Source organism: Magnetospirillum sp. ME-1, assembly GCF_002105535.1.
Classification (GTDB): Bacteria; Pseudomonadota; Alphaproteobacteria; order Rhodospirillales; family Magnetospirillaceae; genus Phaeospirillum.
In genome coordinates, this window is sequence record NZ_CP015848.1 from 992,511 (window position 1) to 1,009,476 (window position 16,966).

Annotated in this window: 20 protein-coding genes; 6 read left to right on the plus strand and 14 right to left on the minus strand. The window is 67.8% G+C overall.

Annotation, left to right across the window (positions count from 1 at the left end; translation table 11 throughout):
* Positions 1 to 2 precede the first annotated feature (2 nt).
* The 3 genes from WV31_RS04555 to WV31_RS04565 are packed head-to-tail and all read right to left on the minus strand — an operon-like array spanning position 3 to position 2,623.
* Entirely contained in the window at positions 3 to 617 is a 615-nt protein-coding gene (locus WV31_RS04555) for a hypothetical protein (protein WP_237051487.1), read from the minus strand.
* A gap of 57 nt (positions 618 to 674) precedes the next feature.
* Positions 675 to 1,673, minus strand: a complete 999-nt coding sequence (locus tag WV31_RS04560; RefSeq protein ID WP_085372467.1) for an alpha/beta hydrolase — start codon at positions 1,671 to 1,673, stop codon at positions 675 to 677.
* Positions 1,670 to 2,623 (minus strand): ABC transporter ATP-binding protein, encoded by a 954-nt coding sequence (locus WV31_RS04565; protein ID WP_085375463.1) that lies wholly within the window; start codon positions 2,621 to 2,623, stop codon positions 1,670 to 1,672. The genes WV31_RS04560 and WV31_RS04565 overlap by 4 nt, the downstream gene beginning before the upstream one ends.
* Here WV31_RS04565 and WV31_RS04570 point away from each other — a divergent pair.
* From WV31_RS04570 to WV31_RS04585, 4 genes are all read left to right on the plus strand, one after another.
* Entirely contained in the window at positions 2,622 to 2,876 is a 255-nt protein-coding gene (locus WV31_RS04570) for a zinc-finger domain-containing protein (RefSeq protein ID WP_335645117.1), read from the plus strand. The two genes, WV31_RS04565 and WV31_RS04570, sit on opposite strands and share 2 nt — an antisense overlap.
* Complete coding sequence (polA, locus tag WV31_RS04575; protein WP_085372468.1) at positions 2,873 to 5,650, plus strand: DNA polymerase I; 2,778 nt, start codon at positions 2,873 to 2,875, stop codon at positions 5,648 to 5,650. Before WV31_RS04570 ends, polA begins: the two co-directional genes overlap by 4 nt.
* A gap of 295 nt (positions 5,651 to 5,945) precedes the next feature.
* Positions 5,946 to 6,152, plus strand: coding sequence for a hypothetical protein (locus WV31_RS04580; RefSeq protein ID WP_085372469.1), 207 nt, complete (start codon positions 5,946 to 5,948; stop codon positions 6,150 to 6,152).
* 157 nt (positions 6,153 to 6,309) lie between these two features.
* Complete coding sequence (locus tag WV31_RS04585; protein WP_237051488.1) at positions 6,310 to 6,570, plus strand: hypothetical protein; 261 nt, start codon at positions 6,310 to 6,312, stop codon at positions 6,568 to 6,570.
* A gap of 13 nt (positions 6,571 to 6,583) precedes the next feature.
* Here the strand turns inward: WV31_RS04585 and WV31_RS04590 are convergent, their stop codons facing one another.
* The 10 genes from WV31_RS04590 to WV31_RS04635 form a co-directional block, all read right to left on the minus strand.
* Positions 6,584 to 7,954 (minus strand): DUF4139 domain-containing protein, encoded by a 1,371-nt coding sequence (locus WV31_RS04590; RefSeq protein ID WP_085372471.1) that lies wholly within the window; start codon positions 7,952 to 7,954, stop codon positions 6,584 to 6,586.
* Between the two features lie 58 nt (positions 7,955 to 8,012).
* The gene (locus WV31_RS04595; RefSeq protein WP_085372472.1) at positions 8,013 to 8,609 is read right to left on the minus strand and encodes a BON domain-containing protein; all 597 of its coding nucleotides are present in this window, start codon (positions 8,607 to 8,609) and stop codon (positions 8,013 to 8,015) included.
* Positions 8,593 to 9,330, minus strand: a complete 738-nt coding sequence (locus WV31_RS04600; RefSeq protein WP_237051489.1) for a TVP38/TMEM64 family protein — start codon at positions 9,328 to 9,330, stop codon at positions 8,593 to 8,595. The genes WV31_RS04595 and WV31_RS04600 overlap by 17 nt, the downstream gene beginning before the upstream one ends.
* Positions 9,327 to 10,070 (minus strand): glycosyltransferase family 2 protein, encoded by a 744-nt coding sequence (locus WV31_RS04605; RefSeq protein WP_085372473.1) that lies wholly within the window; start codon positions 10,068 to 10,070, stop codon positions 9,327 to 9,329. The genes WV31_RS04600 and WV31_RS04605 overlap by 4 nt, the downstream gene beginning before the upstream one ends.
* Positions 10,067 to 11,020 carry an acetyl-CoA carboxylase carboxyltransferase subunit alpha gene (locus tag WV31_RS04610; protein ID WP_085372474.1) on the minus strand — a complete coding sequence of 318 codons (954 nt, stop codon included), beginning with the start codon at positions 11,018 to 11,020 and terminating at the stop codon, positions 10,067 to 10,069. Before WV31_RS04610 ends, WV31_RS04605 begins: the two co-directional genes overlap by 4 nt.
* A 162-nt stretch (positions 11,021 to 11,182) precedes the next feature.
* Positions 11,183 to 11,989 (minus strand): alpha/beta hydrolase, encoded by an 807-nt coding sequence (locus WV31_RS04615; RefSeq protein WP_237051578.1) that lies wholly within the window; start codon positions 11,987 to 11,989, stop codon positions 11,183 to 11,185.
* A gap of 102 nt (positions 11,990 to 12,091) precedes the next feature.
* Positions 12,092 to 14,029, minus strand: coding sequence for an acetate--CoA ligase (gene acs, locus WV31_RS04620; protein ID WP_085372476.1), 1,938 nt, complete (start codon positions 14,027 to 14,029; stop codon positions 12,092 to 12,094).
* A gap of 155 nt (positions 14,030 to 14,184) precedes the next feature.
* Positions 14,185 to 14,514, minus strand: a complete 330-nt coding sequence (locus WV31_RS04625; protein ID WP_237051490.1) for a Rieske (2Fe-2S) protein — start codon at positions 14,512 to 14,514, stop codon at positions 14,185 to 14,187.
* Positions 14,511 to 14,924, minus strand: coding sequence for an EVE domain-containing protein (locus tag WV31_RS04630; protein WP_085372478.1), 414 nt, complete (start codon positions 14,922 to 14,924; stop codon positions 14,511 to 14,513). Before WV31_RS04630 ends, WV31_RS04625 begins: the two co-directional genes overlap by 4 nt.
* The gene (locus WV31_RS04635; protein ID WP_085375466.1) at positions 14,924 to 15,199 is read right to left on the minus strand and encodes a YciI family protein; all 276 of its coding nucleotides are present in this window, start codon (positions 15,197 to 15,199) and stop codon (positions 14,924 to 14,926) included. The genes WV31_RS04630 and WV31_RS04635 overlap by 1 nt, the downstream gene beginning before the upstream one ends.
* A 58-nt stretch (positions 15,200 to 15,257) precedes the next feature.
* Between WV31_RS04635 and WV31_RS04640 the strand changes: the two genes are divergently transcribed.
* Positions 15,258 to 15,863 (plus strand): DUF4337 domain-containing protein, encoded by a 606-nt coding sequence (locus tag WV31_RS04640; RefSeq protein WP_085372479.1) that lies wholly within the window; start codon positions 15,258 to 15,260, stop codon positions 15,861 to 15,863.
* Between the two features lie 119 nt (positions 15,864 to 15,982).
* Here WV31_RS04640 and WV31_RS04645 read toward each other — a convergent pair whose 3' ends face one another.
* Positions 15,983 to 16,456 carry a metal-dependent hydrolase gene (locus WV31_RS04645; protein WP_085372480.1) on the minus strand — a complete coding sequence of 158 codons (474 nt, stop codon included), beginning with the start codon at positions 16,454 to 16,456 and terminating at the stop codon, positions 15,983 to 15,985.
* 70 nt (positions 16,457 to 16,526) lie between these two features.
* Between WV31_RS04645 and WV31_RS04650 the strand changes: the two genes are divergently transcribed.
* On the plus strand, positions 16,527 to 16,940 hold the full coding sequence (locus WV31_RS04650) for a bacteriohemerythrin (RefSeq protein ID WP_085372481.1): 414 nt from the start codon (positions 16,527 to 16,529) through the stop codon (positions 16,938 to 16,940).
* Positions 16,941 to 16,966: the final 26 nt, after the last annotated feature.

The following is a 16,966-nucleotide window of genomic DNA, read 5'->3' on the forward strand; positions in this document are numbered from 1 at the left end:
GACTACTCGCGGATGGCGGTTCCGGGGGATCTCATCAACTTGCGCAGGCGGAGGTCACCCACCGCGACGGCGAATTCGTCGGGGTATTTCTCATCGACGAACATCAGGGTCTCGTGCTGTTCGTCCCGCCAGCCGAGAAGCTGGTGGCCGCGGGCCGAGGGTTCGCCCAGCATGGCGCCCAGCAGCCCGGCCGCCTTGTCCCATTCGGCATTGCGGCCCCACAGGCTGAACTGGGCCAGGCGATAGCGCCCCTGGGCGCCCTGCTCGACGAAGATCAGCCACAGCCGCGCCTCGCCCAGCGCGGTGGGAACGCCGGCGATGGACCAGGTGCCGGTTCCGTCATCGGCGAACACCGCGCAACGCCGCACATGATCAGCCCCGCGCGAACGCTGGGCCTTCATCAGGCCGGGATTGGCCAGCCGGGGCTTGTCGGTGTCGGATTCGCAGACGATGCGCCGGCCGGGCGCCAGCTTCATGGCGCGCACGTCCTCGAACACCGCGCCGGGCTGGGGCAGGTCGTCGCCCAGGGCGCGGACCACCTTCTGGTCGGCGAGAGCGGGCCCGGAAGCGGCAATGGCCGCCGCCGCCAGCATCCAGAATCGAGATCGAACCGTCATGCACGCTCACCCGATGGTTTCGCGACTGCGAAGTATGGCATGGGGGACGGCGCCCCGTCACCGGGTCTCCGACGCAAGGGTCGCAAGCTTTTCTGACGCTGCCCTGTCAGCGCCCGACGGCAGCGGCGCGGACGGGTCGGCGATCCAGGCGGCGATGTCGTCGATCACCACCTGGGCCTGCAGATCGCGCAGCAGCATGTGCCAGCCGTTGCCGTATAGGGCGGCCCGCTGGCCGGCGCCCAGCCGGGGCAAGGCCGCCACCGCCCCCCAGGTGGGTTCGGGCGGAATGATCTCGTCGCGCGCCCCGTAGAGCAGCAAGGTGGGCAGGTCCAGGCGGGGCGCGTCCATCTGCGCCGCATCCATCAGGTCCACCATTCCGTAGATGGCATCCACCCGCGTCTCCTTGATGACCAGGGGGTCCCGGGACAAGGCGCGCAGCATCTCGATGTTGTCCGAGGGCTGGATCTTGAGGCCCCGCCCGGTCAGGGTCCAGCCCGGCGCCACATGATAGGCCAGCCACAGCGCGGCCCGCTGGTACCAGGGCATGCTGGTCCGCCCCCACACCGCCGGGGCCGACAGGATCACCCCGCTGACCTCGGGCATGGGGGCATGGGTGGCGGCTTCGATGGTCACCGCGCCGCCCATGCTCTCGCCCAGCAGATAGAGCGGCACCCCCGGATGGCGGGCGGCCAGCAGGCGGGCGGCGGCGCGCAGATCGGCGACCATGGCCGCGGTCGACGACCACCAGCCGGGATGGGGCCCGGCGCCGAAGCCCCGCTGATCATAGGCGTAGACGGCGACGCCCTTGGCCGCCAGCGCCTTGCCCGGCCCATGGAAGGCGTTGGAATAGTCGTTCATGCCGTGGACGGCGACCACCACCGCCCGGGGCCCGGCCGCCGGCAACCACGAGCGTAGTGGCAGCCGTGCCCCGTCGGCGGCGACCATGGCGTCGGCTTCCAGCACGGGGGCCTGGACATCGGGACCGGCGGGATGGGTGGCGGCGGCGCAGGCGGAAAGCAGCAGACCCATCAGCAGCGCCCCCAGCGACCGCATCATTTCGACGCGGTCAGTTGCAGGAAGATGTCCTCGAGGTCGGTTTCCTCGGTGGACAGGTCGGCGATGGCGAGACCGGCGGCGGCGAAGGCGCCGAGAATGCGGCTCATGGGGGTGGCCGAGGGGCGGTAGCGCAGCAGCAGACGCCGCCCATCCAGCCGTTCCGGCCCGAACGGGACCAGCGCCGCCGGAATCTCGGCCAGATCGGCCTCCAGCGTGATGGTCAGCGCCTTGCCGTCGATGCGCTTCAAGAGGTTGGGGGTGGAATCGCAGGCCACCAGCTTGCCATGGTTGATGATGGCGATGCGGTCGCACAGCTCCTCCGCCTCCTCCAGGTAATGGGTGGTGAGGATGACGGTGGTGCCGTGCGCGTTCAGCTGGCGCACATAGGCCCACAATTGCTGGCGCAGCTCGATATCGACGCCGGCGGTGGGCTCGTCGAGGATGAGGACCGGCGGCGTGTGGACCATGGCCTTGGCCACCAGCAGGCGGCGGCGCATGCCGCCCGACAGCGTCCGGGCATAGGCCCCGGCCTTGTCGGCCAATCCCACCGCCTCCAGGATCTCCATGGTGCGGCGCTCGGACTTCGGCACGCCGTACATGCCGGCCTGCACGTCCAGCAGTTCCCGGGGCGTGAAGAAGGGGTCCAGGTTCAACTCCTGCGGTACCACGCCGATGGCGGCCTTGGCCCCGCGCGCGTCGGTGTCGATGTCGCGGTCCCAGATGGTGACGCGGCCCTCGGTCTTCAGCACCAGACCGGCCAGGATGTTGATGAAGGTGCTCTTGCCCGCCCCGTTGGGGCCCAAGAGGCCGAAGAACGAGCCGCGGGGAACCGACAGGCCGACGCCGTCGAGGGCGCGCTTTTCGCCCCCCCGGCCGCGATAGACCTTGACCAGGGAGTGGGCTTCGACCGCCGATTCGGGCAGGGTGGCGTGAGAGAGTGATTGAACCATGGCCGCCAATGGGTATCATCCGGCCAACACCCCGGTCAACGGAGCACCCATGTCGTCCGCTTCCACCCAGCCCGCCGCCGCCTTCGAAACCGTCACCGTGTCCACCGCCAAGGTCGCCTGCGACGGCGACGTGGCCAAGGGTCTCGGCCATCCCCGCGTCTTCCTCGACCTCACCGCCGAGGGCCGGATCGTGTGCCCCTATTGCTCGCGCACCTACGTGCTGGCCGAGGGCGCCAAGATCGGTCACCATTGACCGCTCCCCGCCACGTCTACCTGATCGACGGCTCGGGCTTCATCTTCCGGGCCTTCCACGGCCTGCCGCCCATGACGCGGGCCGACGGCACGCCGGTCAATGCCGTCTACGGCTTCACCACCATGCTGATGAAGCTGCTGTCGGACACCGACGCCGACCACGTGGCGGTGATCTTTGATTCGTCGCGCAAGACCTTCCGCAGCGACATCTACCCCGAATACAAGGCCCACCGCCCGCCGGCGCCCGAGGAACTGGTGCCCCAGTTCCCCCTGGTGCGCGAAGCGACGCGGGCCTTCGACCTGCCGGCCATCGAGCTGGAAGGCTTCGAGGCCGACGACCTGATCGCCACCTATGCCCGCCTTGGCCTGGAGGCCGGAGCCAGGGTCACCATCGTCTCGTCCGACAAGGATTTGATGCAGCTGGTGGGGCCCGGCGTCGAGATGTACGACCCCATGAAGAATCGCGCCATCGGCGAGGCCGAAGTGCGGGAAAAGTTCGGGGTGCCGCCGGATAAGGTGGTGGACGTCCAGGCGCTGTGCGGCGATTCGTCCGACAACGTGCCCGGCGTGCCGGGCATCGGGGTCAAGACCGCCGCGCAGTTGATCGAAGAATACGGCGATCTCGACACCCTGCTGGCCCGCGCCGGCGAGATCAAGCAGCCCAAGCGCCGCGAGACCCTGATCGCCAATGCCGAACTGGCCCGCATCTCGCGCGAACTGGTGCGCCTGCGCGCCGACGCCCCGGTGCCGGTACCGCTGGCCGAGTTGGACGTCAAGCCGCCGGCGCCGGACAAGCTGGCCGCCTTTTGCGCCGCCCAGGGCTTTAAGTCCCTGATGGGCCGCCTGGGCGCCAAGGCTCCCACCGCGCCCACCGCCACGCGGGCGGTTGCGGCCGCCGCTCCGGCCGAGGCTCCGTCCCTGCCGCCCAGGATCGAGACCGCCTACGAGCTGGTCACCGATCTGGCCACCCTGGATCGCTGGATCGCCAAGGCCACCGAGACCGGATTGGTGGGCTTCGACACCGAGACCACCGGCCTCGACCCCTTGCGCGCCAAGCTGGTGGGCGTGTCCCTGGCCGTGGCGCCGGGCCGGGCCTGCTACATCCCGGTGATGCATTCCCCGGCCCAGGCCCAGGGCGACCTGCTGGGCGGGCCGTCCGCCGACGCCCCGAAGATCCTGCCCGCCGAACAAACCCTGGCGCGGCTGGCGCCGCTGCTGGCCGATCCTTCGGTTCTGAAGGTCGGGCACAACATCAAGTACGACATGCAGGTGATGGCCGGTCTGGGCCTCGGGGTCGAGGCCTTCGACGACACCATGCTGCTGTCCTACGTGCTGGACGGGGCCAGCCACGGCCATGGTCTGGACGAGCTATGCCTGCTGCATCTCGGCCACACCAACATTCCCTTCTCCGCGGTGTGCGGCACGGGACGCAACCAGGTGACCTTCGACCGGGTGCCCCTGGACAAGGCCTGCGCCTACGCCGCCGAGGACGCGGACATGACGCTGCGCCTGCACGGCCTGCTGAAACCCCGCCTTTTGGCCGATCGCATGGTCACCGTCTACGAGACGCTGGAGCGTCCGCTGGTGCCGGTGATCAGCGCCATGGAGCGCGACGGCATCAAGGTGGACCGCGCCCAGCTGATGGGATTGTCCGAGGATTTCGGCCGCCGCCTGGGCGAGCTGGAGACCGAGGTGGTGGCGCTGAACAACGGCGAGGCCTTCAACCTGGGCTCGCCGCAGCAATTGGGCAAGGTGCTGTTCGAGACCCTTGGCCTTCCCGGCGGCAAGAAGACCAAGACCGGCCAGTGGGCCACCGGCGCCGACGTGCTGGAGGAACTGGCCCCCCTGCACCCCCTGCCCGCCCGCCTGCTGGACTGGCGGATGCTGTCGAAGCTGAAGGGCACCTATACCGACGCGCTGGTGGCGCAGATCAACCCGGCCACGGGCCGCGTCCACACCTCCTATGCACTCGCCGCCACCACCACCGGGCGGCTGTCGTCGTCCGACCCCAACCTGCAGAACATCCCCATCCGCACCGAGGAAGGGCGCAAGATCCGCCACGCTTTCGTGGCCGAGCCGGGCCGGAAGCTGATCAGCGCCGACTATTCCCAGATCGAGCTGCGCCTGGTCGCCCACGTGGCGGAGATCGAGGGCCTGCGCGACGCCTTCGCCAAGGGCGAGGACATCCACGCCATCACCGCCTCTCAGGTGTTCGGCGTGCCGACAGAAGGCATGGACCCGGCGTTGCGCCGCCGTGCCAAGGCCATCAATTTCGGCATCATCTACGGCATCAGCGCCTTTGGCCTGGCCGCCCAGCTGGGCATCCCCCAGGGCGAGGCCAAGGCCTATATCGAGGCCTATTTCGCCCGCTATCCCGAGATCCGCGCCTATATGGAACGGACCAAGGAGGAGGCGCGGGAAAACGGCTTCGTCACCACCTTGTTCGGGCGCAAGGTCTTCACGCCGGGCATCAAGGACAAGAACGGCGCCATGCGGGCCTTCGCCGAGCGCGCCGCCATCAACGGCCCCATCCAGGGGGGCGCCGCCGACATCATCAAGCGCGCCATGATCCGCCTGCCCGCCGCCTTAGGCGCGGAGGGGCTGAAAGCCCGATTGCTGCTCCAGGTCCATGACGAACTGGTGCTGGAAGCCCCCGAGGCGGAGGCCGAGGCCACCGTGGCGGTGGTCAAACGCGTCATGGAAGCCGCCGCCACCCTGTCCGTGCCCCTGCTGGTGGAAGCGGGCATCGCCGACAGCTGGGACGCGGCGCACTAAAGGGCCGCGTCCCTTCGCGCATCCCGTCCCTTGTCGCCCCGTCAGCGGCAACTTTCGCGATTACATACATTTGGCGTGATAACCGGCAGGCGAAATGTCGTTTATGCAAATTTCATAATTACATCCCATTTACATGTCATTTAATGGATGAACGCAATAACGAGAGAAGCATTACAATACGCATATTTGTAATACGGGCATTATTCTGTTGCGCAGTATCAACTCCGGGACATACCATCGCCCTATCAAGGCCTTTGTCAGCGGGATAAGGCAGCGGACCTGAAGGGAAAGCCACATGGACGCAGCGACGTTGGAGATGGTGTTGACCGCCTACGACGAAACGGTTCAGGATGCCCTGGCGGCCGGACGCGGCGACGCAATCGCCCATGCGGAGGGGCTGACCGCGGCTTCCATGCTGCTGGCGGCCGTCACCGGGGTGGAGGATGCCGCCGCCCGCGCCGAGGTCGAAGCGCTTGATCCCAGACAGAGGCTCGCCGCCTAGAGCGCTGAGCCTCAAATATGAGGCGCGGCGCTCATGCGAGCATTGAGCGAGCGGCCAAGGGCGCGGAGGCGCCCGCCCGGCGAGGGCAAAGCAAATAAAGCTAAAGCGTGATGCATATTTAAGGCATCACGCTTTAAAGGACGGCGACGGTGGTTTCGTGGATGACATCAAAACCATGATCGAGACTCTGACGGAAGAAAAGAACCGGCTCGACTTCGAGCTGGATGCGGCACTCCATACCTTCGCCGAATACGAGGAAGGCATGAACGTCCGCTGGCAGACCGCCGACCCCGCCGCCCGCCAGGCCCTGATGGAAGAACGCAATCAGGTCGAGGAACAGCTGGGCATCGTCACCTTGGTGTTGCGCCTCGACGAGATCCGCGAACAACTGGACGCGCTGCGCCAGCAGGTGGCCTGAAGCTCCGTCGTCCCTATTTCATCCGCACACGATAGCGCAGCACCGTCTCGCCCTTGGCCGGGACCGGAACCGTCCAGCGAACCTGGCCGGCGCCCTCCTTGACGTGGGCGACGCTCTCCTCCAGCACCAGCCAGTCGGCACGGAAGGCTTCGCGCACCGTGACCACCGCCGGCTGCTCGCCGCCGTTGGCGAGGCGCATTTCCCAGGCGGATTCGCTGACCTCGGCCGACACCTTCTGGAAATCGGTCTGCACCCGCCGGGCGGTGACATCGAAGGACTGACCCAGGGTCAGCCGTGCCTCGGCGCCTTCGGGCAGGGAAGGCAGATGATCCTCGCCCAGCAGGACGGGCTCACCGCCCGGGCCGCGCATGATCACCCGGATGGGACCGGCGGGCAGCGGCCTGCCCAGCCCGGCCTTGGCGGTGTTGGCGAAGGCGAGGCGCAGCACGGGATGAAGCAGCCTGGACTCCTGGACCCGCGACAGGAACAGATGGGGCCCCTGCGGGTCGATGACCAGTTCCCGGCTCACCGGGACCTGGGCCGGCGGCATCAGCGGCACCTGCCGGCTTTCGCCGTCGCGCAGGGTGACCGGCCGGGGCAGGGTGTAGACGTGATGCAGCCCCACCGCCTCGCGCTGCGGCATGGCCACGGAATCGGCCATGGCGGCGCGGGGCGCCATCATCATCTTCTGGGCTCCACCGCCGGCCTGGGTCGCCCCCGCCACCAGACGCAGGGTGGCGTCGGTGAAATCGGCGCCGCTGGCATTGCTGACATCCGCCCAGATGGTCAGCGCCAGGGTGTCGCCCTTCAGTTCGCCGCTGGCCAGCGACGTCCAGGCCAGGCCATCGGCGGCATAGGACAGGTCCAGCTCACGGCGGCCCGCGCTCTCCGATTCCACCTGGGCCCGGAAGGACGGGCGCGGCGCCAGGCCGGGCGCCAGGGAATCGTAGATGATGCGCAGCGGTTGCCCCGCCACCACCTTGCCATCGGCCTCGAACAGCGGCGTTCCCTCGGAGGCCAGCACCTTGGCCTTCTGCGCCGAGCCCCCCGCATCCCACACCACCGAGACGGTGCGGCCGAGATGGGCGGCCAGTTGCCGGTCCGCCGACAAAAGCCCGGCATCGATCCAGCGTTCGGCCACGTTCAGGCCCGGACCCTCGAGAGCGGCGCTGCCGGGGCGGATGGTGCGGGGGATGCCGTCCAGGACCAGGGACGCGGCCCCTCTGTCCAGCGTTGCCGGGCGGCGGTCGCGGACCAGGGCCGGTCCATCCTGGTGCAGGGTGAGCGACAGGGCTGTCCGGGTATCGGCGGGGATGGAAATCTCGCCGGCCGCCGCGACGGCGGGCATGGCCAGCATGATCAGCAGGACGAGACGACGGGGCATGGGCCGGACTCCAGGGTTGGTGAGGCAACCCTGGACCCGGAATGCGGCTAAACCATGGTCAGCGGACGGAAACCCGGTCCACCACCCACTTCACGCCGTCGAAGCCGCGCACGTATTCCGCCGCCTTGTCCACGTCGGCCTTGCTGCGGGTGGTGCCCTGCAGGAAGGCGACGCCGTTGACCACGCGGACCACATAGGCGCCGTTGACCACGTCGTTGCCCAGCAGGCCGGCGTAGAGCTTCTGCTCCAGATGGGCGTCGGGCAGATACATGGGATGGGCGGGATTCTCGGCCAGGACCAGATCGTCGAACACCTCGGTCACGCCATCGACGGAGCGCACGATCTCGGCGGCGCGGCGGCGGCTTTCCGGCTTGGTGACGGCGCCGGTCAGCAAGACGCCGCCATCCCAGGCGCGGACGGAGACCCCCTTGAAGGCCTCCCGGTCGGCCTGGAGCAGCAGTGCCTGGGCGCGCTTGCCCACCGCGTCGTCCCAATTGCGTTCACCGCGCGGCCGGACCACGCGGCCCTGGTCGTCGAAGCTCAACTCCTTGGTGCGCGGCGGAGCGGTCAGGGTCGGCGCCGACTGGTCGGGCGCGCAGGCGGCCAGACCGAGCAAGGCGAGGCAAAGGCAGAGGGCTTTAGCGGATCTCTTCATGATTTTCGTCGCCGTCTTCTTCGATGACCGCCTCGGTGGCGGCGTCCAGATGCCGGCCGTGGCGGAAGCGGCGGAACAGCCACACACCCATCACCCCGGAGGCGACGAACAATACCACGCTGGCGCCGATGCGGAAGACCGGATCAACCTGAATGCCGCTGCCCAGCAGCGCGAAGACGATGCTTTGGGGCAGATAGCCCAGAAGGGAGCCGCCGAAGAAGGCGATGGCCCGGCTGCCCGACACGCCGGCCGCCATGTTGGTGATGACGTTGCTGCCCACCGGCAGCAGCCGGATCAGCAAGGTCATGGCAAAGGTATTGCCGGCCAGGAAGGCGTCGATGCGGGCGATGCGCTCGGGAAAGCGCCGGACGATGAAGGCGCGCCCCATGAAGCGGGCATAGAAGAAGGTGGCGACGCAGCCCAGCATGGAGGCCAGGGTGGACCACAGCAGGCCCTCGGCGAAGCCGAAGGCGTAGCCGGCCAGGAAGCAGACGCCCTGGCGCGGCAGGCCGATGCAGACCGCCAGGGCGCCGATCAGCACGAACAGGGCGTCGCCGCTCAATCCCTTGCCCCGAATCTCGGAATCGATCCAGTGGGTATCCAGCGCGTCCTTGAGGCCCAGGCCCTCCAGCACGAAGCCGACGGCGACGAAGGTGACGATCAGCACCAGCCCCTTGGCCATGGCCCGGGGGTTGAGATAGGGATGGCGGTGGGCCGTCACTCTTTACTCTCGACGACCGGGTTCCTGGCCCGGCGCATCAGCCACATGACGCCGAACAGATCGACGATGCCCACCCACAGGCGGTTCCACACACCGTATTTGGAGGTGCCGCGCTCGCGCGGGCGGTGGTTGACCTTGACCACCTCCACCGAACCGCCGGCCCGGATCACCAGGGCGGCCATGAAACGATGCATGTGATCGAAACGGGGCAGGTCGAGAAACAGCGCGCGCGGCAGCAGCTTGATGCCGCTGCCCGAATCCGGGGTCCGGTCGCGAAGCAGCTTGGAGCGGATGGAATTGGCCACCTTGGAGGACAGGCGGCGGATGCCGTCGTCGCGGCGGTTGGCGCGCCAGCCGGTGATCATCAGGCGGGGCCGCACGTCGTCGGGCTGGGCGCGCCAGTGCTCCAGCATGGCGGGCAGGTCGGCGGGATCGTTCTGGCCGTCGCCGTCCAGGGTGGCGATCAGGGTGCCCTGGGCGTAGCGCACGCCGGTGGCCACCGCCTGGCTCTGGCCGCAGCTGGCCTTGTGGCGCACGACCCGAAGGCGGGGATGGATGACCCGGGCCTGCTCCAGCGCCGCCGGGGTGCCGTCGTCGGAACCGTCGTCCACGTAGACGACTTCGAACTCCACCTTGCCCTGAAGCGCCATGTGGATTTCGTCCAGCAGCGGGCGGATGTTCTCGGCCTCGTTCTTGACCGGGACGACCACCGACAGTTCCGGAACGGCAAGGCTGGTCACGACAGGCCCGCCCGCCCCATCTCCAGGAATTTCTCGCGCCGGCGGGCCCGCAGGATGCCGCCCTCGACCCCCGACAGGTCGCGCAGCGCCGAATCCACCGCCATGGCCAGGGTCTGCATCATCAGGTCGGTATTGCGGTGCGCGCCGCCCATGGGCTCGGGCACCACGGAATCGATGATGCCCAGCTTGTGCAGATCCTGGGCGGTGAGGCGCAGCTGCTCGGCGGCGTCCTTGGCGTTCTCGGCCGAGCGCCACAGGATCGAGGCGCAGCCCTCGGGGCTGATCACCGAATAGATGGCGTGCTCAAGCATCAGGACGGTGTTGCCGGTGGCCAGGGCGATGGCGCCGCCCGAGCCGCCCTCGCCGATGATCACCGAGACCAGCGGGACGCGCACGTCCAGGCAGGTTTCGATGGACCGGGCGATGGCCTCGGCCTGGCCGCGGGCCTCGGCGTCGACGCCGGGATAGGCGCCGGCGGTGTCCACCAGGGTGAGGATCGGCACCTGGAAATGGTCGGCCATCTCCATCAGGCGCCGTGCCTTGCGGTACCCTTCGGGCTTGGCCATGCCGAAATTGTGCTTCAGCCGGCTTTCGGTGTCGTGGCCCTTTTCGTGGCCGATGACCATCACCGAGCGGCCCCGGAACCGGCCCAGGCCACCGATGATCGCCTGATCCTCGGCGAAGGCGCGGTCGCCGGCCAAGGGCGTGAAGTCCTCGACCAGCGCCGAGATGTAGGCCAGCGTGTGCGGCCGCTCGGGGTGGCGGGCCACCTGCGTCTTCTGCCACGGCGTGAGCTTGGCGTAGGTCGAACGCAGCAGCTTGTCGACCTTGGCCTGAAGCTTGGACACCTCGTCGGCGATGTTGACGTCGCCGCCATCGGACAGGTGCCGCAGCTCCTCAATCTTGCCCTCGAGCTCGGCGATGGGCTTTTCGAATTCAAGGATATGCATGGGGGAAACTCATACAGCCGAAGGCGTTTCGGAGCAAGGGGCTCATACCGACACCTCCATGAACCTTGAGGCGGGTCATGGAGGTGTCGGCAAGGGCAAGGCCCGCCTCGGCCTATGCCGAGAAAGCCAAGCGAAGCGCCCGGCTATTGAGGGCGAACAAATTCACAGCGCGCGACGGGCGATGAAGTCCATGACCCGCTTGCCGGCGCCATGCTCCCACAGGTCGTTATGGTGGGCCTCAGGGATAAACAGGCCTTCCTTGGCGGTATCGGCGGCATTGAGCACCGCATGGCCCATGGTCACCGGCACCAGGTCGTCCTTGTCGCCGTGCATCACCAGCAGCGGTACCCGCAGGCTGGGGGCCTTGATCAGGTTGTCGTAGCGGTCGCGGGTCAGCAATTGGGCGAGGGGCGGCAGAACGTAGGCGGGCGCCAGGTCGGCCAGCGAGGTGAAGGGGCTTTCCAGCACCACCATCATCACGTCGTGACGGATCGCCATCTCCATGGCAACGCCAGAGCCCAGCGATTCGCCGTAAAGCACCAGGCGGCGCGACGGCAGGCCCTGGCCGGTCAGCCAGCGGATCACCGCCTCGGCGTCGGCATAGAGCCCCCGTTCGCTGGGGCGGCCGCCATTGCCGCCAAAGCCCCGGTAGCCGGCCATCAGCACGCCGAACCCGGAATCGAGGAAGGCGCGGGCCTTGTGGGCCCGGTCGGCCTGGGTCCCGGAATTGCCGTGAAAGAACACGATGGTCGGACGGTTTGCCCCCTTGGGCGGCGCGTACCAGCTGGTGGCGATCCAGCCGTCGGCGGACTTGACGGCCACCGGCACCATTTCGGGCAGCCCCGCCTCGTCCGGACGGATTCGGGTGGTGCCGGGATGATAGATCATGCCGCGCTGGGTCAGGGCGACGAAACCGACCAGCAGCAGGTACACCCCGCCCAGGCCCAGTACCGTCTTGACCATGATCATCAGCACGAAGCGATCCTTTTTCTAAAAGAGTGGGCCTTTGCAAAAGGGTGGGGCCCGCGAATTGCTCCGCGGGCCCCGGTCTTCCCACTTGGGATGGGAGTCTTAACCGCGATTCATGCGGCTGTCGATGAGGTCGTCGACCACGCCGGGATCGGCCAGCGTCGAGGTGTCGCCCAGCGAGCCGAAATCGTTCTCGGCGATCTTGCGCAGGATGCGGCGCATGATCTTGCCCGAACGGGTCTTGGGCAGGCCGGGGGCCCACTGGATCAGGTCGGGGCTGGCGATGGGGCCGATTTCCTTGCGGACCCAGTTGACCAGCTCCTTGCGCAGCTCCTCGGTGGGCTCTTCGCCCGCCACCAGGGTGACATAGGCATAGATGCCCTGGCCCTTGATGTCGTGCGGATAGCCGACCACGGCGGCCTCGGCCACCTTGGCGTGGGCCACCAGGGCGGATTCCACCTCGGCGGTGCCCATGCGGTGACCGGAGACGTTGATCACGTCGTCCACACGGCCGGTGATCCAGTAATAGCCGTCTTCGTCGCGGCGGGCGCCGTCACCGGTGAAGTACATGCCCTTGTAGGTGGCGAAGTACGTCTGGATGAAACGCTCGTGGTCGCCGTAGACGGTACGCATCTGGCCGGGCCAGCCGGGTTCGGCCAGGCAGAGGTTGCCCTCGGTCTTGCCTTCCAGGACCTTGCCCTCGGCGTCGACCATCACCGGCTTGACGCCGAAGAACGGACGGGTGGCCGAACCGGGCTTCAGCGCGGTGGCGCCCGGCAGCGGGGTGATCAGGATGCCGCCGGTCTCGGTCTGCCACCAGGTGTCGACGATGGGGCAGCGGCCATCGCCCACCACGCGGTGGTACCAGGTCCAGGCTTCCGGGTTGATGGGCTCGCCCACCGAACCCAGCAGGCGCAGCGACTTGCGGCTGGTCTTCTTCACCGGCTCCTCGCCTTCGCGCATCAGCGAGCGGATGGCGGTGGGGGCGGTGTAGAAGATGTTGACCTTGTGCTTGTCCACCACGTCCCAGAACCGCGACACGGTCGGGTAGTTGGGAATGCCCTCGAACATCAGGGTGATGGCGCCGTTGGCCAGCGGGCCGTAGACGATGTAGGAGTGGCCGGTCACCCAGCCCACGTCGGCGGTGCACCAGTAGATCTCGCCCTCGTGGTAGTCGAAGACGTACTGGTGGGTCATGGAGGCGTACACCAGGTAGCCGCCCGAGGTGTGCAGCACGCCCTTGGGCTTGCCGGTCGAACCCGAGGTGTAGAGGATGAACAGCGGATCCTCGGCGCTCATCTCCACCGGGGCGTGGGTCGGAGCGGCCTTCTCCACGATCTCGTGGTACCAGTGGTCACGGCCGGTGACCATGTGGATGTTGCCGCCGGTGCGCTTGACGACGATGACGCTCTTGCACGACCAGCAGGTCTCCAGCGCCTTGTCGGCGTTGGCCTTCAGCGGAACCTTGCGGCCGCCGCGCAGACCTTCGTCGGCGGTGATCAGCAGCGAGGAATCGCAATCCTGGATACGGCCGGCCAGCGCGTCGGGCGAGAAGCCGCCGAACACGATGGAGTGGACGGCGCCGATGCGGGCGCAGGCCAGCATGGCCACCGCCGCCTCGGGGATCATGGGCAGGTAGATGGTGACGCGGTCACCCTTCTTGACGCCCAGGTCGGTCATGGCGTTGGACAGGCGGCAGACGCGCTCGTGCAGATCGCCATAGGTGATGTGGCACGACTCGTTGGGGTCGTCGCCTTCCCAGATGATGGCGGTCTGGTCCTTGCGGGTGGCCAGGTGGCGGTCCAGGCAGTTGGCGGCCACGTTCAGCGTGCCGTCCTCGAACCACTTGATGCTGACGTCGCCGGAATAGGAGACGTTCTTCACCTTGGTGAAGGGCTTGATCCAGTCGATACGCTTGCCGTGTTCGGCCCAGAACCCGTCGGGGTCCTTCACCGAGCGCTCGTACCACTCATTGTACTTCTTGTCGTCGATGAGAGCATTCTTCGCCGTCTCGGCGGGAACAGGATAGACCTCGGACATCTTGGGGGTGTCTCCCTTTTCTGATTGACCCGCGTCCATGCCGTGGCTGGCGCGGGATATTTCCCCGGTAAAGCAGGCAACGATTATGTTCGACTCGCCATGACGACACAAGCCCGCTCAAAGGGGTAGGTGCCATGACGTCACGGCAATGTCGTTTAAGCCTTTTGCACCACCTCGCCATCGATGATCTCGACGGCAAAGGGCTGGAGCGAGCGCCCCTGGCAGGGACCGCGGGTACAGGCCCCGCTCTCGATGTCGAACAGGGCGAAATGATTGGCGCACAGGATGGAGGTCTGGAACAGGTCGAGGAACTTGTCGTCCTCCAGATTCAGCGGCGCCCCCACATGCGGGCAGGAATTGACGTAGCCGAAGACCTGCCCGCCCTTCCGGACCACGAAGACGCGGCGCTTTTCCCCGTCCACCACGGCGCGGAACTCCCGCGCCCCGGGATCGGGGATGGACTCGAGGCGGCAGAGAGTCTTCACCCCGCCACCCCGCCCAGGCCGCAGAGGATGCCCCAGGCGGTGTCATCCACCGGCGTCACCGACAACCGGCTCTGGCGCACCAGGGCCAGGTCGGACAGGCGGGGATCGGCCTTGATCTCGGCCAGGGTCACCGGCCGGGCCAGGGGCGTCACCGCCTTCAGGTCGGGGCACATCCAGCGGGGATCCTCGGCGGTGGGGTCGGGATAGGCTTCGCGCACCACCTCGACGATGCCGACGATGCGCTTCTCGTCCACCGAATGGTAGAAGAAGGCGCGGTCGCCCAGCTTCATGGCCTTGAGGTTGTTGCAGGCCTGGAAGTTGCGCACCCCGGTCCAGGCGGTCACGCCGTCGCGCACCTGATCGTCCCACGACCAGGCGCCGGGCTCGGACTTGACCAGCCAGAAGGCCATCAGGGCAGGACCTTCTTGTAGCGGTTGACGCTGACGCTTTCGAACAGGCCGGCCTTGGCGTAGGGGTCGTTGGCCAGGAAGGCGTCCAGTTCGGCGCGATCGTCGAAATCGATGACGAAGGCGCTGCCGATCATGGCCTGGCCGTCGTCGGACAGCAGCGGACCGCCGACCACGATCTTGTCGAGGAAGCCCTTGACGTATTCCAGGTGGGCGGGACGGTTGTCGAGGCGGGTCTGAAGATGACCGGGCTTGTCCTTGCACTGGACCATGAACATACTCTGGCACTCCGGATTCGGATAGAAAGCCGCCAGGGTAACGGAAAAAAGGTCGATCATGGAAGCCCACGAGACGCACGAGACCATCCACGAGGTCGCCCATCACGACCACCACGAAGAGCACGCCCACAAGGAGGGCAAGGCCAGCCGCAACAAGAAGATCGCGGTGCTGATCAGCGTTCTCGCCGCCCTGCTGGCCATCATCGAGGCAAGCGGCAAGAGCGCCCAGAACACCTCTCTCTCGGCCAATATCCACGCCAACGACCTGTGGGCCTTCTATCAGGCCAAGCACATCCGCTCGACCATGCTGCGGACTTCGGCCGACATGCTGGAACTGGCGGCGCCCCCGTCCGAGGCGATCGCCAAGAAGGCCGGCGACTGGCGCGCCACCGCGTCCCGCTACGATTCCGAGCCCGAGACCGGCGAGGGCCGCAAGGAACTGGCCGCCAAGGCCAAGGCCGAGGAAGCCAAGCGCGACAAGGCCCTGTCGGCCTATCACATGTTCGAATACGGCGCCGCCGCCCTGCAGATCGCCATCGTCCTGGCCTCGGCCTCGGTGGTGACCGGCATGCTGGCCCTGTCCTTCGTGGCGGGCGGCCTGGGGGCGGTGGGCATCGCCTTCGGCCTGCTGGGCTGGCTGGCGCCCACCCTAATTCACCTGTAACTCCATGCAACCGCCGGGCCGATGGCGGCCCGGCGGTTGCATGGCAAGGGCAAGGCCCGCCGCGGCTTGTGCCGCGAAAGCCAAGCGAAGCGCCCGGCGCTTGAGGGGCTTACGGCGCGCTACGCGCCGGTAAACCAAACCACGGCGGCGGCGAAAGCCGCCACCACCAGCCACTCCATCACGCCCCCGGTGGAACACAGGCCGATGCCGAAGCGTTGCCGCCACGGCCACAGCAGCGGCACGCCCGACGGTGTCAGCGCGTCGGCCGCCAGGTGGGAGAGATAGCCCAAGGCCAGCGGCTCGGCCAGCCGGACCAGCCCCCGGGCAGGCTCCATCAGCATCAGCACCGCCAGACCACCGATCACCGCCAGCAGGGAATGGGTCAGGCCGCGATGGCCCAGAACCATGGAAAGCGGCTTGGACACCGGCCACAGGCGGCGGCCGATCCATGACGACGGATGGTCGATGTCGGGCAGCAAGGCCCCCAAAGCGGCGGCGGCCGCGCCTTCCGGCCCGAGCGGCATGACGAGCCCCGCCCGTTCGGCCAGAATCCAGGCCGCCGCCCCCAGCACCACATGCGATACGACCATCATCCGGCTTTTCCCCCAGCCCCGCCTCGGGTAGAGTCCGCGCGGGGTTCGGATATCGGCCGGGAGGGGTCAGATGTCAATCGCCTGGAACGAGGCGCTGGCGGTCGGCGATCCGAGCATCGATTCCGACCATCGGCGGATGATCGTGCTGATCGCCGAGCTCGAGGCCGCGGCGGGCGGCGAACTCGACTGCGCCGCCATCGGCCGGACCCTGCGGGACCTGTCCGAATTGTGCCGCGATCACTTCGCCCGCGAGGAAGCCTTGCAGCGCGCCGTCGGCTTTCCCGAGGCAGATGCCCATCGCACCGCCCACGACATGCTGCTGAAGCGGCTCGATGCCGTGCTGGCCCATTACGCCGACGGCTGCGACGAGGTGCGCTCGGGCATCGTGCGCACCCTGGGCGATTCGCTCGCCACCTGGCTGGTCAGCCACATCGTCAACAACGACATGGAATTCAAGCCCTACGTGGCGGGGGCGGGGCAGTAACCCGCCGCCCCCGAGGGGCGGCGGGC